Annotated in this window: 12 protein-coding genes and 1 pseudogene; 4 read left to right on the forward strand and 9 right to left on the reverse strand. The window is 65.7% G+C overall.

Annotation, left to right across the window (positions count from 1 at the left end; genetic code table 11):
• Positions 1-139: 139 nt before the first annotated feature.
• A complete protein-coding gene (locus tag QP164_RS11100; protein ID WP_333923154.1) occupies positions 140-1,330 on the reverse strand; it encodes an aspartate aminotransferase family protein in 1,191 nt (396 codons plus the stop codon).
• Positions 1,331-1,622: 292 nt separating this feature from the next.
• Between QP164_RS11100 and QP164_RS11105 the strand changes: the two genes are divergently transcribed.
• Positions 1,623-2,381 (forward strand): hypothetical protein, encoded by a 759-nt coding sequence (locus QP164_RS11105; protein WP_132895363.1) that lies wholly within the window; start codon positions 1,623-1,625, stop codon positions 2,379-2,381.
• Positions 2,382-2,478: 97 nt separating this feature from the next.
• Here QP164_RS11105 and QP164_RS11110 read toward each other — a convergent pair whose 3' ends face one another.
• Complete coding sequence (locus QP164_RS11110) at positions 2,479-3,549, reverse strand: hypothetical protein (RefSeq protein WP_333923155.1); 1,071 nt, start codon at positions 3,547-3,549, stop codon at positions 2,479-2,481.
• Between the two features lie 203 nt (positions 3,550-3,752).
• A complete protein-coding gene (gene parE, locus QP164_RS11115; RefSeq protein ID WP_333923156.1) occupies positions 3,753-5,762 on the reverse strand; it encodes a DNA topoisomerase IV subunit B in 2,010 nt (669 codons plus the stop codon).
• A 158-nt stretch (positions 5,763-5,920) separates the two neighbouring features.
• Between parE and QP164_RS11120 the strand changes: the two genes are divergently transcribed.
• Positions 5,921-6,766: an outer membrane protein gene (locus QP164_RS11120; protein ID WP_332754655.1), complete on the forward strand. Its 846-nt coding sequence runs from the start codon at positions 5,921-5,923 to the stop codon at positions 6,764-6,766.
• A gap of 542 nt (positions 6,767-7,308) precedes the next feature.
• On the opposite strand, the gene QP164_RS11125 is transcribed toward QP164_RS11120, so the two are convergent.
• Positions 7,309-8,061, reverse strand: a complete 753-nt coding sequence (locus QP164_RS11125) for a GcrA family cell cycle regulator (RefSeq protein ID WP_333923157.1) — start codon at positions 8,059-8,061, stop codon at positions 7,309-7,311.
• A 65-nt stretch (positions 8,062-8,126) separates the two neighbouring features.
• Between QP164_RS11125 and QP164_RS11130 the strand changes: the two genes are divergently transcribed.
• Together QP164_RS11130 and QP164_RS11135 are read left to right on the forward strand one after the other, a co-directional pair.
• Positions 8,127-8,981: an ABC transporter permease gene (locus tag QP164_RS11130; RefSeq protein WP_333923158.1), complete on the forward strand. Its 855-nt coding sequence runs from the start codon at positions 8,127-8,129 to the stop codon at positions 8,979-8,981.
• Positions 8,981-10,252: a serine hydrolase gene (locus tag QP164_RS11135; RefSeq protein ID WP_333923159.1), complete on the forward strand. Its 1,272-nt coding sequence runs from the start codon at positions 8,981-8,983 to the stop codon at positions 10,250-10,252. The genes QP164_RS11130 and QP164_RS11135 overlap by 1 nt, the downstream gene beginning before the upstream one ends.
• Positions 10,253-10,417: 165 nt before the next feature.
• On the opposite strand, the gene QP164_RS11140 is transcribed toward QP164_RS11135, so the two are convergent.
• From QP164_RS11140 to QP164_RS11160, 5 genes and pseudogenes are all read right to left on the reverse strand, one after another.
• Positions 10,418-11,035 carry a GNAT family N-acetyltransferase gene (locus tag QP164_RS11140; protein ID WP_333923160.1) on the reverse strand — a complete coding sequence of 206 codons (618 nt, stop codon included), beginning with the start codon at positions 11,033-11,035 and terminating at the stop codon, positions 10,418-10,420.
• A pseudogene (locus tag QP164_RS11145) lies at positions 10,987-11,767 on the reverse strand (LysR family transcriptional regulator). The gene QP164_RS11140 and the pseudogene QP164_RS11145 overlap by 49 nt, the downstream one beginning before the upstream one ends.
• A gap of 178 nt (positions 11,768-11,945) precedes the next feature.
• Positions 11,946-12,344 carry a Co2+/Mg2+ efflux protein ApaG gene (gene apaG, locus QP164_RS11150; protein ID WP_333923161.1) on the reverse strand — a complete coding sequence of 133 codons (399 nt, stop codon included), beginning with the start codon at positions 12,342-12,344 and terminating at the stop codon, positions 11,946-11,948.
• Complete coding sequence (locus QP164_RS11155; RefSeq protein ID WP_333923162.1) at positions 12,341-13,546, reverse strand: trans-sulfuration enzyme family protein; 1,206 nt, start codon at positions 13,544-13,546, stop codon at positions 12,341-12,343. Before QP164_RS11155 ends, apaG begins: the two co-directional genes overlap by 4 nt.
• 72 nt (positions 13,547-13,618) lie before the next feature.
• A complete protein-coding gene (locus tag QP164_RS11160) occupies positions 13,619-14,716 on the reverse strand; it encodes a glycosyltransferase family 2 protein (protein WP_332754966.1) in 1,098 nt (365 codons plus the stop codon).
• Positions 14,717-14,718 lie beyond the last annotated feature (2 nt).

Consider the following 14,718-nt stretch of genomic DNA (forward strand, 5'->3'; position numbering starts at 1 on the left):
CAGGTCGGATCACCCCAAGGTGATCCTCGAACATACTGGGTATGTTCGACCTGAAACTCTCCACGAACGCAACACTTCGGGGCGATCCCCTCCACCATGCTTCGCATGGTCCCCCTCCCCGTACCGGGGAGGATTTAAATCAGTCGTCGGCAGCCGGCACGTACACCCGCGCGGCGGTCGACAGCTTGTCGATGCACTCGGCGATGTGGCTCTCGTCGATCACCAGCGGCGGCAGAATGCGGATGACGTTCTCGCCCGCGGACACCAGCAGGAGATTGTGGTGATCGCGCGCGAACGCGACAAACGCGCGGCTGTCGCTCTTGAGCTTCAGCCCGAGCATCAGCCCGGTACCGCGGACGCTGTCGAACAGGTGATCGTGGTTCGGGATCATCTGTTCGAGCCCCTGCCGCAACCGGTCGCCCATCGCGGCGACGTTGTCGAGAAAGCCCTCGTCGAGAATCACGTCGAGCACCGCCTCGCCCGCCGCCATCGCCAGCGGGTTACCGCCATAGGTCGAGCCATGCGTCCCCGCGACCATGCCCTTGGCCGCCTCCTCGGTCGCGAGGCACGCGCCCAGCGGGAACCCGCCGCCGATGCCCTTGGCGACCGACATGATGTCGGGCGTGATCCCGTACAGCTCGTGCGCGAAGAGCTTGCCGGTGCGGCCATAGCCGCACTGGACCTCGTCGAGCACCAGCAGCAGGCCATGTTCGTCGCAGGCCTTCCGCAGACCGGTCAGGAACTCAGGCGTTGCTTGGCGGATGCCGCCCTCGCCTTGGATCGGCTCGACCAGGAAGCCCGCGGTGTTGTCGTCGATCAGCGCCAGCGCGCCTTCGAGATCGTTGAACTTCGCATAGGCGAATCCCGGCAGGAGCGGCTCGAACCCGTCGCGCATCTTCGCCTGGTTGGTCGCCGAAATCGTGCCGAGCGTCCGCCCATGGAACGCCGTGTCGAACGTGATCAGCGTGTGACGCTGCGGATTGCCGTTGGCGAAATGATAGCGCCGCGCGGTCTTGATCGCGCACTCGACCGCTTCCGCACCCGAATTGGTGAAGAACACGGTGTCGGCAAACGTGTTGTCGACGAGCCGCTGTGCGAGATGCTCGCCCTGCGGCGATCCGTACAGGTTCGACACGTGCATCAGCGTCGCAGCCTGTTCGGCGATCGCCTTGGTCAGATGCGGATGGCCATGGCCGAGCGCGTTGACCGCGATGCCGCTGGCGAAATCGAGATATTGCTGGCCGTCCTCGCCGAAGAGGTACGCGCCCTCGCCTCGGACCGGACGCACGCCACACCGCGGGTAGACGGGCATGAGCGGGGTGATGGTCACGACGGCAAGCTCCTTCAAACAGCGAGGGCGACCCACACGGCCGCCCGAACCGCCTGATACGAGCGCGCGACGCCGGGGGCAACACCGCGTGGCACCGCGCGGCGAACGCCGACATGGCCGATCCCGATGATTCGCCGCTGCGCTTGCGGCATTCACTGGAATAGGCACCCGAATAGGCGCATGATCGGCAAGACGTGGTGCCAGGATCCTGTGCGCTTTGGTTCGATTCGAATCGCCCCGCCGCACTATAGGGGAGAGAACCATGTCCAGGTTACTACCATGCATCGCACTTATGCTTGCCACGACATCACCGGCCTATGCCAAGGACGTCTTCACCGGAACTTGGAAAGGCGACATCAAGGAGAGCGAACTTTCGACAAAACCTTCGGTCGCATTGATCGAGAACGGGTTTTACACCTGTTCGACCTGCATTCCGGTGGTCAAGATCGCCGCCGATGGTGCGCTTCATCCGGTCACCGGCCACGCCTATTATGACGCGATGTCGGTCACCGTCGTCGATCCGGCGACCGTCAAATATGCGACGAGCAAAGGCGGCAAGCCGATGAGCGACGCAACCGCGACGCTGTCCGCCGACAATAGTTCGATCTCGACGGTGTTCAACGACACCAGCGCGCCGAACGGGATCCCGATCACCGGCACGACCATCAGCGAGCGCGTCGCAGCGGGCCCGTCCGGGTCGCACGCGGCATCGGGGTCGTGGCTGCAGACGAACCAGACCCAAGTGTCCGACAGCGGCCTCGTGTTTACCTTCGCGAAGACCGGCAAGGTCGTGACCTATTCGACGCCGACCGGGACATCGTACGTGGCGACGACGGGCGGCCCGTCGGTCGCGGTCGTCGGCGATGCCGGCTGGACGACGGTGTCGCTACGGCAATCCGATCTCAACACGCTGCATGAGACCGACTATCTCGACGGCAAGGTGATCGGCAAATACGTCATGACGATCTCGCCCGACGGCAAGAAAATGACGATGGACGTCAACGACATCAAATACGGCAAGACCTCGACGCTGATCGCCTACAGACAGTGATCGCCCACCGCCAGTGATCGCGGTGCGCCTGCGGACGGGAGAGTTTCCCCGCAGGCGTAGCTGCTGCGCCGTGACGCCAGCGGAGGTGGCTGGCCGATCAGCCGGTCGGCGTCTCGACTGTCAGATCGGTCATCTCGACTCGCGGTTCGCTCGACCGCACCTGAACACGCGACCCCGCAGCATAGGTCACGTCGTAGATCAGGGAATATCGCTCTATCCTGCGCAGTCCCGGCTTGTCCGCCGCCATGGCGAGCGGCCGATACAGCCGTTTCGTCAGCGACGTCTTCACGGATTCGAGCCACGCCCCTCGCACATTGTCGGATTGCCGGAGGACATCAATGTCCTGCACCGTACCGTCGGGGCGGACCATGAACGTGACGTCCGCCCATTGCGGCACCCGATCGCCGGTCATGGCGACGACCTTCGATCCGCTCTGCGAACGGTCGGGGAGATCAATAGGCGCCGCATAGACGAGTACGGCCTCGTTGGTACGCTCCCCCGCTGGAACCTTGGCGAGTTCGGCCTTCTCGACGTCATGCACCTTGTCGCCAGCCTTCACGCGTCGTTCGAGTGTGACCGTGGCCTCACGAAACGGCGCGAGCTCGGGGTCCGTCGTGTCCCGTATCCGGCGGATCGCCTTGCCCGCCTGGTAATCATAGGCATGATCGACGCTGGCCAGCGCCGTGTAGAGCACGGCCGTCCGCAACATCGCGAGCCCCTCGACCTGCTTCAGACCGGCAGCACCCGCCTGTTTCGCGACCGTGGCATAAACCTCCTCCGCCGCGGTATAGCGATGCTCCTTGGCAAAGGTGTCGCCGACGAGAAGGCGCTCCATCAGGACCCGCGGGTCGCTGTGATCGAGGCCGCCTTTCAGAACGTCCAGCGAATCGATCGAGTTTGTCCGCGACGAGTCCGACAGTCCGTTCAAGCTGGCCAGCCGTCCGCTCGCGCGGATCAGGTTCGCGACGTCGACGGGTATGTCTTTGGCATATTTCTCGTTGCGGCTGCGCGCCTTCAGCAGCGTCTGTCGAGACGCTGCATAGTCACCCACCAGGAACTGGTTCTCCGCATGCGCAAGCGATGCCGCGATTTCCTCCTTGGGAGGACATCCACGCGCAATACATTGGGCCAAGGCGCGTTCGGTGCCCGACAGACGCTGGCCGACCACCACGATCGTCTTGTCGTCGCCTGGCGGCGGTGCGGGAGGGGCGCGGCCACGGCCACGGCTTGAATGAGAGCAACAACAAGCAACATCATTCGACCACGCCCTATGCAACCGACATCCCACGCAAATGTATCGCCGAGCGTGGCAATGTCGATCACCCAAATGGGTCATAATCGACCAACCAGCTCCGCACTCGCTCGCCGCATTCACGCGTCGATTGCTTCCTCGTCCATGCGGCCGGCGTTTTCCTGGATGAAGGCGAAGCGGTGCGCGGGGTTGTTGCCCATCAGGCGGTCGACCAGATCCTTCACCTGCGCGCGCTCCTCGTATTCCTGGGGCAGCGTGATGCGGAGCATGCCGCGGGTGGCGGGGTCCATCGTGGTTTCGCGGAGCTGGCTCGGGTTCATCTCGCCGAGCCCCTTGAAGCGGCCGACATCGACTTTCTTGCCCTTGAACACGGTGCGTTCGAGTTCGGCGCGGTGCGCGTCATCCCTTGCGTAGATGCTCTTGGTACCGACGGTCAGGCGGTAGAGTGGCGGTTGCGCGAGGTAGAGGTGCCCGCGGCGGACGAGTTCGGGCATCTCCTGGAAGAAGAACGTCATCAGCAGCGTTGCGATGTGGGCCCCATCCACGTCTGCGTCGGTCATGATGACGATGCGTTCGTAGCGGAGCGTATCCGGCGTGCAGTCCTTCCGCGTGCCGCAGCCTAGCGCGAGCGTGAGGTCGGCGATCTCCTGGTTGGCGAAGATCTTGGCGCTGGTGGCCGACGCGACGTTGAGGATCTTGCCGCGGATCGGGAGGATCGCCTGCGTTTTTCGGTCACGCGCCTGCTTCGCCGAGCCGCCGGCCGAATCGCCTTCAACGATGAAGAGCTCCGTACCCTCGGGCGAGTTAGCGGAGCAGTCGGTCAGCTTACCCGGCAGGCGCAGTTTGCGTGCGGACGTGGCGGTCTTGCGCTTGACGTCGCGTTCCTGCTTGCGGCGCAGGCGTTCGTCCATCCGCTCCAGCACATAGTTCAGCAGCGCCTTGCCGCGCTCCATGTTGTGGCTGAGGAAATGGTCGAAATGATCGCGCACCGCCTTCTCGACGAGGCCGGCGGCTTCGGGGCTGGTCAGGCGATCCTTGGTCTGGCTCTGGAATTGCGGTTCGCGGATGAAGACCGACAGCATCAGCTCGCTGCCGACCATGACGTCGTCCGCGCTGATATCCTTGGTCTTCTTGTTGCCGACCAGATCGCCGAACGCGCGCAGGCCGCGGACCAGCGCCTGGCGGAGACCCTGTTCGTGCGTGCCGCCATCGGGGGTCGGGATGGTGTTGCAATACCAGCTGTACGAGCCGTCGCTCCACAGCGGCCACGCGACCGCCCATTCGACGCGGCCTTGCGTCTCGCCGTTGGCGCTCGGGAAATCCTGCGAGCCGGAGAAGAAGTCGGAGGTCGCGCATTCGCGGCCGGCGATCTGGTCTCGCAGGTGGTCAGCGAGGCCGCCTGGGAACTGAAACACGGCCTGTGCTGGTGTGTCGTCGCCGATCAGATCGGGCGCGCAGTGCCAGCGGATCTCGACGCCGGCGAAGAGATACGCCTTCGAGCGGACGAGCTTGTAAAGGCGCTGCGGCTTGAAGTTCAGTTCGCTGCCGAAGATCTCGGTATCGGGGGTGAACGCGACGCTGGTGCCGCGACGGTTCGGCGTTGGCCCGAGATGCTCGATCGGGCCTAGCGTCTGGCCTTTCGAAAAGCGCTGACGGTACAATTGCCGGTCGCGCGCGACCTCGACGACGGTATCCGACGACAAGGCGTTGACCACGCTGATGCCCACCCCATGCAGGCCACCCGATGTCGCATACGCCTTCCCTGCGAACTTGCCGCCCGAGTGGAGCGTCGAGAGGATCACCTCGAGTGCGGACTTGTCGGGGAACTTCGGGTGCGGATCGACCGGGATGCCGCGGCCGTTGTCGACGATCGTTAGGCGGTTGTTCGCCTCCAGCGTGACTTCGATCCGCGTCGCATGGCCGGCAACGGCCTCGTCCATCGCGTTGTCGAGCACTTCGGCGGCAAGGTGATGCAGCGCGCGCTCGTCGGTGCCGCCGACATACATGCCGGGGCGGCGGCGGACGGGTTCGAGCCCTTCGAGGACCTCGATCGAGGAGGCGTCATAGGTATTGGCGGCGGGTTTGCCGACGCCGGGTGCGCCCGGGGACGCGAACAGATCTTCAGCCATGGCGAGAGCGTAGCCGCACGCGTTGGACAAAGCCACAGGCTCTGTTTGTTCTCCCTGTTACTGGAAAGCCACATTGCCGCAGATTGTTATGCTTGCTGCATAATTTTCCCCGATCAGCCGTTTATGAAAAACCTGTCATGAAGTTTCCGGGAGTGAATATGACTAAGACGATGATGGTGGCGCTTGCAGGCGCTGCCGCTTTGGGTTTCGCAGCACCTGCCGCTGCACAGGATATGACCGACGATGCGCCGTTCAGCGGAGTCTATGTCGGCGGCTCGTTCGGCTATGACGTGCAGCCCAACGACAATGGCGAGACGATCGCATTCGATCGCAATCTGGATGGCGTCTTCGGCGACACCATCTCGACTGCGACCGCCGCCAACGCGTTCTCGCCGGGCTTCTGCAACGGTCGCGCGACCAGCAACACCGCGCCCGCCGCTGGTGGTCGTGGTTGCCGTAGCGACAAAGACGGCATCGGCTATTCGGCACGGGTCGGCGCGGATTACCAGCGCGGCAACATCGTCGTCGGCGTGGTCGGCGAGTTCGGCAAGAACGAGATCAGCGACAGCGTCACCGCCTTCAGCACCACGCCCGCCTTCTACACGATGACGCGCGACCTGAAATGGGAAGCATCGGCACGCGGCCGCCTGGGCTATGCGGCGAACACGACGCTGTTCTACGGCACGTTCGGCGTCGGCTATGCCAACATCGACAACAGCTTCACGACCGGCAACACCGCCAACACCTTCACCACCAACGGTGGCAGCAAGGAATGGGGCATCGTCGGTGGCGGCGGCATCGAGCAGAAGCTGGGTCGCAACTTCTCGGTCGGTCTGGAATATCAGTATCACCAGTATCAGGACAACGACTACCGCGTCCGCGCCTCGGGCGGCCCGACCGGCGGTCCGTTCACGCGTGGCAACGCAGCGGGCACCGACTTCCGTCGCGACTCGCAGGACTTCCGTTGGCACAGCCTGCGCGCCACGGCTGCGTTTAGGTTCTGAGGCGAAGGGCGGCCTGCACCAAGCTGGTGCAGGACACGCCCAAGCCCGGCCGGCGCGGCTCGCCGCGTCCGACGACATGGGCTTTGCCCATGGCTAGCGTGACATGAAAAAGGCCGCTTCCTCACACGGGGAAGCGGCCTTATTCTTGTCCGCTGTACTTAGGCTCCCCACATTCGGCAGCCCGTTACCAACCGAAGCTTGTGTCCCCGCGAAGGCGGGGACCCAGACCGGGCTCCCGCCTTCGCGGGAGAACAAGGTAAGGATGCTCACCCTTAACCACGCCCACCACCCCGGCGAAGGCCGGGGCCCAGTTGGGAAACGCTGTTAAACGCGCCGGGCGCTCAGTTACCACGACCTTTCCAACTGGGCCCCGGCCTCCGCCGGGGTGGAGCCTGTTTGAAAAAGGCCGCCACCTCACTGAGGAAGCTGCCTTTCTGTATCACGCTAGCCATGGGCAAAGCCCATGTCGTCGGACGCGGACAAGCCGCGCCGGCCGGGCTTGGGCGAGTCCTGCGCCAAATTGGCGCAGGCCGCCCTGCGCCTCACCTCGGCCGCGGACCGCCGAATGGCAGCGGCGGAGTCGGACGGCGATCGCGACGCGGCAACTGCGCCTGGTACGCATGGCCGCAATGATCGACGCAATACGGGAAGCCCGGGTTCACCGCCTTGCCGCAGAAGTGGAAGTCGGGCTCGCCGGGATGACCAAGCGGCCATTTGCAGATCCGGTCGTTCAGTTCGAGCAGGCTCGTCTTGTTCGCCATTTCGGGCGACGGCTTGGCGGGCACCAGACGACGCGGCGGCGCCGGCGTGCTCGGTGGCTGCTGCTCACCGGGAGCCTGACGAAGGAAGCCACCGGGGCCGACCGAACGCAGGATCGGCTGCGGCGCACGGACGGGGGCGACGACGGCCGGAGCAACCTCCTCCTCGTCTTCGTCCTCATCATCCTCGGGCTCGTCCGCGACGGGCTCGGCCGCTACCGGTGCGGCCGACTTTGGCGCAGCGACGACCGGCGGCGCGACCGGTGCGGGCTTGGGCGCCTCGACCTCTGGCTCTGCCACCGGCTCAGCCACGTCCGCCACGACCGCTGCCGACGCCTCTGCAGCCGCAGCTGCCGCCTTCGCCTCGGGATCGTTCGGCTTCACCGGCGACGGGCGCGCCTGCAGCTCGAGGCGATGCGCCTTGCCGATCACGGCGTTGCGGCTGACGCCACCCAGTGCTTCGGCGATCTGGCTGGCGGTCTGCCCCGCCTCCCACATCGTCTTGAGCGTCTCGATGCGCTCGTCGGTCCAGGACATGTTCGTTCCTTAGTCTTGCTCAGCCGGGTTGCGGGCGGAAGCGGCAGCGATTACCCGCAACGCCTATGAGCAGCCAGCCCCCAATCGGTGAAATCCATTCGGCGGTGCATTCCGCCCCCGGCGTTCCCGTCATAAAGAGCGTGAACTGGGAGGGATTGCGAACCCTCTATATCAAGGAGGTGCGCCGGTTCTTCAAGGTGCAGCTTCAGACGGTGTGGGCGCCGGCGATCACCACCCTCCTGTTTCTGATCGTCTTCACCATCGCGACCGGCGCGAAAAGCCCGGTGCCGGTCGACGGCCAGATCGTCGATTTCGCCGATTTCATCGCGCCGGGGCTGATCATCGCGCAGGGCATGATGGGGCCGGCGTTCGCCAATGCGAGCTTCTCGCTGCTGGTCGGCAAGATGCAGGGCACGATCGTCGATTACCTCCAGCCGCCCTTGTCGACGGGTGAACTCCTGGCGGCGTTGGTCGGTGGGGCAGTGACTCGCGCGGTGATCGTCGGGATCGTCGTGTGGGCGGCGATGGCGCTGTATCCGGGCGTGCACGTGACGCCGCACGCGCCGCTCGCGATCGTCTGGTTCGGGTTACTCGGCGCGGTGTTCCTGGCGCTGCTCGGCGTGCTGACGTCGATCTGGGCGGACAAGTTCGATCATGCGGCGGCCGTCACCAACTTCGTGATCGCGCCGCTGTCGCTGTTGTCGGGCACGTTCTACTCGGTCGACAAGCTCGCGCCGGCGTTCCGCGCGTTTAGCCATGCGAACCCGTTCTTCTACATCATCTCGGGCTTTCGTTACGGGTTCCTCGGGATTGCCGACTCGCCGGTGATGATCGGCGGGATCGTGATCCTGGTGATCGACGTGGTGCTGGCGACACTCTGCTATCGGTTGCTGAAGAGCGGTTGGAAGCTGAAGAACTGATGCAGAGGCTCACGCTCTGGCTGATGGCGTTGGCGGTGGCGTTGCTGCCGGTTGGTGCGGTTGCGCAGGGTGCGGTGGCGGATCCGGCGCTGCGGGCGAAGGCGGATGCGCTGGTCGCGATCCTCGACGGGCGTGGCGCGTATGACGCGTATTTTGCCGCAAGCTTTCGCGAGAAGGTGCCGCAGGCGCAGTTCGCGACGATCGTCGAGAAGCTGAAGGCGACACTCGGCGCGCCGGAAAAGATCGAGTCGCTGACCGCGACGTCGGCGTGGAGCGCCGATCTGATCGTCGGGTATGCGCGCGGGACGGCGAGCGTCCGTCTCGCGCTCGATCCGGCCGCGCCGCATGCCGCGACCGGGTTGCTCATTACCGGTACGGGCGCGCGCGACGACAGCCTTGCGAAGGTCGAAGCGGAGTTTCGCGCACTGCCGGGGGCCAGCGGGTTCGGGCTGTATGCGCTGGGTCAGGGTAAGCCTGCACCGATCCTCGAATACCGGGCAGATATCGCCGCACCGCTCGGGTCGGCGTTCAAGCTGTGGGTGCTGGCGGAACTCGCGCGGCAGGTGGCTGCGGACGAGCGTCACTGGACGGATGTCGTGAAGGTCAGCGCGCCATCGTTGCCGTCGGGCGTGTTGCAGACCTGGCCGGCGGAGTCGCCGGTGACGGTGCAGACGCTGGCGACGCTGATGATCTCGATCAGCGACAACACCGCGACGGATACGCTGCTGACGACGCTTGGCCGCGCGAAGGTCGATGCGATTGCCGCGTCGGCAGGTGGTAGCGTGCCGGTGATGACGACGCGGGAAATGTTCGCGCTCAAGGGCGATCCGGCACTGACCAAGGCGTGGATTGCGGGCTCGGTGGACGAGCGGCGGGCGCTGCTGGTGGACAATGCGGTGAAGATTGCCACCGCCAAGCTCGATCCGACCGTGTTCGCGGGGAAGCCGGTGGCGATCGACAGCGTCGAGTGGTTTGCGAGTCCTTCGGCGATGGCGGGGCTGCTGGATCGATTGCGCGGGGCGGATGCCACGACGCGGGCGGTGCTGGCGGTCAATGCGGGGGTCGATCCGGCGATCGCCAAGCGGTTTGGGTATGTCGGGTTCAAGGGTGGCGGCGAGCCTGGGGTCCTGACGCTGAACTATCTGGTGCAGGCGAAGGACGGGCGCTGGTATGCGGCGACCGGGAACTGGCATCGGGCTGACGATGCGGTGAACGAGGTTCGGTTCGCGGGACTGATGGGACGGGCGTTGGCGTTGTTGGCTGCGCGGTAGGTTAGTTTATCTGAAGAGCCACTAACTCGTGCCACCACCCCGGCGGAGGCCGGGGCCCAATTGGGAAACGCTGTTAACGGGGAATATCGCTCCGTTATATCCACCTTGCCAATTGGGCCCCGGCCTTCGCCGGGGTGGTGGATATCAGTACGGGGCGTATCGGCGCTAAGCCCTCCCAGCCGCCTGCCAACTATCCGCGCAGAGCCCGTAGATCAGGCTGTCACGCAGACCCAAATGCGTCTCCCATTCGTCGCGCAACAGCCGTTCACGGCGAAAGCCCAGCCGCTCCAACAACAAGATCGACGCGGTATTCTCGGTATCCGCGTCGGCGAACACGCGACTCCGCCCCTCCGCGAACAACCGGTCGATCACGGCCGACACCGCCTCGCGCGCGATTCCCCGCCCCCAGGCCTCTCGCGCGAGGATGAAGCCGATCTCCGTCACCCCTGCCCCATCGGCCTCGCTCCCCGAGACCCAGCCGATCGCGCGATCGTCGCCGGTGCGGGTGATCGCCCAGGTGCGTTGGTTGCCGGGGGCGGCTTCCTCGGCGAGATAGCTGCGGACGTCGTCGACGCTGCCGAGAGGGCCATCTGCGGAATACGCCATCAGTTCTGCATCAGCGAGCATCGGGTGCAACGCGGTCGCGTCGCCCTCAACAAGCGGCCGCAAGCGCAGCCGCCGTGTCTTGAGGACCGGAGATACTCCAGCGCGACGTGCTCTCCGTCCAGGCTGTCTCACGCGGTGAGGGCATCCACGAGCGCGCGGACCTTCTTCTGGCGCCACTGCGGGAGCGGGGCTACCAGCCAATACCCCCTTCGACGGCTGCGACTCGCCAATCAGCCGCACGCGGGACTGCGCAAGATCGCGCCGCGCCAGCAGTTCGGGGACGGTCGCGCGACCGAGCCCCGCCGCCGCCGCGTCGATCGCGAGCCCGGCGTCGGTAACGCGGACCAGCGCTACGCCGTCCTCACCGGACCATGCGATCGTGGCTTCGCTATCCGTGCCGGGCTTGGCGATCGTCACCATGCCCTCCGATTCGAGCGCCTCGCCCTCGTGCTCGCCCGGGCCATCGCCCCAGCGGATCGCGAGATCGAGATTGGCTTCGGTGAAGTCGACATTCTCGTCGCCGGTGATCAGCACGAAGCGCAGTTCGGGATCCGCCTCGGCGATCTGCGCGAGCCGCGGCATCAGCCACTTCTCGGTCAGGTCGCGCGGGGCTGCGATCGTCAGGGACTTGGAGGACTGCCCGGCCTGCATCGCGCGCACGGCCTCCTCGAACTGGAGGAATCCGCCACGGAGTGCGCCGAGACCGGCCTCAGCCTCAGGCGTCAGTTCAAGCCCGCGCGTGGTGCGGCGGAACAGGACGACGCCGAGCGTATCCTCCAGCGCGCGGATCTGCTGGCCGACCGCCGCTGGCGTCACGGCCAGTTCGTCCGCGGCGCGCGTGAATGACAGATGCCGCGCCGCCGCGTCGAGTACGCGCAGGCCGTTGAGCGGAAGATGCGTGCGCTTCATTGGACCGGCCCCTTTGCCAGCAGCTTCACCCCAACCGTCATCCCAGCGAAAGCTGGGATATTCATGGGGCGGGCGTGACGACCGCCAACCGGGATACCCCAGCTTTCGCTGGGGAGACGGAATGAGGTCAGGCGACGGAGGTCTTCGAGGCGCGCGCTTCTAATGAGTGCACGGCGCATCAGTTGAGCACCGCGGGGGCGAAGAGCGAGAAGCGGGGAATCTCGACGTCGAAGATGGCGCCATCTTCGCGGACCATGCGGTAATTGCCCTGCATCGCGCCCGACGGCGTCGCGAGCGGACAGCCCGAGACGTAATCGAAGCTCGCGCCCGGTTCGATCACCGGCTGTTCGCCGACCACGCCCTCGCCCTCGACCGAATGCCGCGCGCCGCGGCCGTCGATGATCACCCAGTGGCGGGTGAGCAGCTGGACGGTCTCGGTGCCCTCGTTCTCGAGGCGGATGTGATACGCCCAGAACCAGCGGCCACGCTCGGGCTCGGACTGTTCGGGCAAATAGCTGACCGACACGCGCACCGTCACCCCATCGGTCGTCGCCGCGTTGGGGAACAGCGCCTTCACAGGCCAGCCTGACGCAACGCCTGGTCGAGGTCGTCGATCACGTCCTGCGCATCCTCGAGCCCGACGTTGATCCGGAGAAGCCCCTCGGTCACGCCCATCTCGATCTGCTTGTCGGGCGATACGCTGGCGTGCGTGGTCGAGGCGGGATGGGTCATCAGCGAGCGCGAGTCGCCGATGTTGTTCGAGATATCGACCAATTCGAGACCATCGAGCAGTGCGTGTGCCTGCTCGCGTCCCTCGACCTCGAACGCGAAGATCGGTCCGCACGCGTCCATCTGGCGCATCGCGAGCTCATGCTGCGGATGGCTCGGCAAGAAGGGATGCAGCACGCGAGGGACGCGGCCTTCGAGGAATTGCCCGACCTTCATTGCGTTCTCGGACTGGCGGTGGATGCGCAGGTCGAGCGTTTCTAGCCCCTTGAGCACTACCCAGGCGTTGAACGGCGACAGCGTCGGGCCGGTGTTGCGCGTGAATGGCAGCAGCGTGTTGGTAATGAAATCCTCGGTGCCGCAGACGGCGCCGGCGAGCACGCGGCCCTGCCCGTCCATCATCTTGGTCGCGCTGTAGGCGGTCACGTCCGCGCCGAACTCCATCGGCCGCTGCAACGCCGGTGTGGCGAAGGCGTTGTCGACCACCGTCGTGATGCCGCGTTCGCGCGCGATATCGCAGATCGCCTTGAGGTCGGCGATGTCCATCGTCGGGTTGGCGGGCGTCTCGAAGAAGAACACCTTCGTCTCGGGACGGACCGCGTCGAGGAACGCCTGCGGATCGCGCGCATCGACGATCGTCGTAGCAATCCCGAACTTCGGCAGCAGCGTATCGGTGAGCCAGCGGCACGAGCCGAACGCCGCACGGCCACCAACGAGGTGATCGCCGGTCTGAAGCTGGCAGAGCAGCGCGGCAGTCATCGCCGCCATGCCGGTCGCCATCGTCCGGCACGCCTCGGCGCCCTCCAGCAGCGCGATCCGCTCCTCGAGCATCTGCACGGTTGGGTTCTGCAGGCGGGAATAGGTCATCCCTTCCTGCTCGCCGGCAAAGCGCGCCGCCGCGTCGCCCGCTTTGTCGTAGCAATAGCCCGAGGTGAGGAACAACGCCTCCGACGTCTCGCCATATTCGCTGCGGGCGGTGCCGCCGCGGATAGCGCGCGTCGCGGGACGCCAATTCTGAGTGATCGAACGATCCTGGCCGGTCTTGCGCTTCATGCGCGCCGCTTTGCCGGGGGAGCCGGGATGACAAGCCTTGCGGGTGCGAAGAGAGCTGGCCGGGCGCCTCGCTTAGTACCGCCCCCAGGTGAATTTCGAGGACAGCGCGTAGTTCCACACCGCGCCGACCAGCACACCGATCAGCGCCGACGCCGCCCACGCCCCGTCGCGCATCTCGTACAGGAACGCGGCGATACCGACGTTGGCGACCGCGCCGACCGAGCAGATCACCGCGAACGACACCCAGCCATCGACCAGTTGCCGCCATCCCTTCAAGCGCCGGTCGCGATAGGTCAGCGCGTTGTTAAGGAAGAAGTTGAACGTGAGCGCGGCAAGCGTCGCGACGATCTCGCCGACCAGGAAGTGCGTGCCGAACCCGACGAACAACGCGGTCAGCACCGCCATGTGGATGCCGACGCCGAGCACGCCGATCGCCGAGAACATCGCGAACCGCACCGGCACGACGCGCCCGAACATCCGGTCGTAGATCGCGATCAGATATTCCATCGCAACGACGTGATCGAGCTTGCTCTCGCCCTCGGTGCGACAGCGGAAGGTGTAGGGCACCTCGACGAAGCGCAGCGGCGTCGGCGACGCGGTGAGCAGGTCGAGCAGGATCTTGAAGCCGATCGCGGACAGCGACGGCGCGAGGCGGCGGACGATGTCGGTGCGGATCATGAAGAAGCCGCTCATCGGATCGTTGAGATCGCATTTCAGCACGCGGCGCGACATCCGGGTGGCGAGCGCCGACTTGGCGACGCGGTCGCTGTCCCACTCGCCCGTGCAGCCGCCGCTGACGAAGCGCGAGCCGATCGCTACGTCGGTCTCGCTGTCCTTCAACAGGTCGAGCATCGCCGGCAGCAACGTCTCGTCGTGCTGGAGGTCTCCGTCGATCACCGCGACGACCGGCGCCGCCGTCGCGCACATCCCCTCGATGCACGCCGACGACAGCCCGCGTCGGCCGATCCGCTGGATCACGCGCACCCGCTTGTCGAGGCGGGCGATCTCGCGTGCGGCGTCGGCGGTGCCGTCGGGACTGTCGTCATCGACGAAGATCGCTTCCCAGTTACGCCCGGCCAGCGCCTGGTCGAGCTTGGCGATCAACGTCGGGACGTTGGCCTTCTCGTTGAACGTCGGGATGACGATCGCAAGTTCGAGAAGGTCCGCGATCA

This window comes from Sphingomonas sp. LR59 (assembly GCF_036855945.1).
Classification (GTDB): Bacteria; Pseudomonadota; Alphaproteobacteria; order Sphingomonadales; family Sphingomonadaceae; genus Sphingomonas.

Bases quoted from the DNA above. Each gene is read 5' to 3' on its own strand.
- QP164_RS11125 (WP_333923157.1), bottom strand. From the start codon at position 8,061: ATGTCCTGGACCGACGAGCGCATCGAGACGCTCAAGACGATGTGGGAG.
- QP164_RS11130 (WP_333923158.1), top strand. From the start codon at position 8,127: ATGAGCAGCCAGCCCCCAATCGGTGAAATCCATTCGGCGGTGCATTCC.
- QP164_RS11105 (WP_132895363.1), top strand. From the start codon at position 1,623: ATGCTTGCCACGACATCACCGGCCTATGCCAAGGACGTCTTCACCGGA.
- QP164_RS11120 (WP_332754655.1), top strand. From the start codon at position 5,921: ATGACTAAGACGATGATGGTGGCGCTTGCAGGCGCTGCCGCTTTGGGT.
- QP164_RS11135 (WP_333923159.1), top strand. From the start codon at position 8,981: ATGCAGAGGCTCACGCTCTGGCTGATGGCGTTGGCGGTGGCGTTGCTG.
- parE (WP_333923156.1), bottom strand. From the start codon at position 5,762: ATGGCTGAAGATCTGTTCGCGTCCCCGGGCGCACCCGGCGTCGGCAAA.
- QP164_RS11155 (WP_333923162.1), bottom strand. From the start codon at position 13,546: ATGAAGCGCAAGACCGGCCAGGATCGTTCGATCACTCAGAATTGGCGT.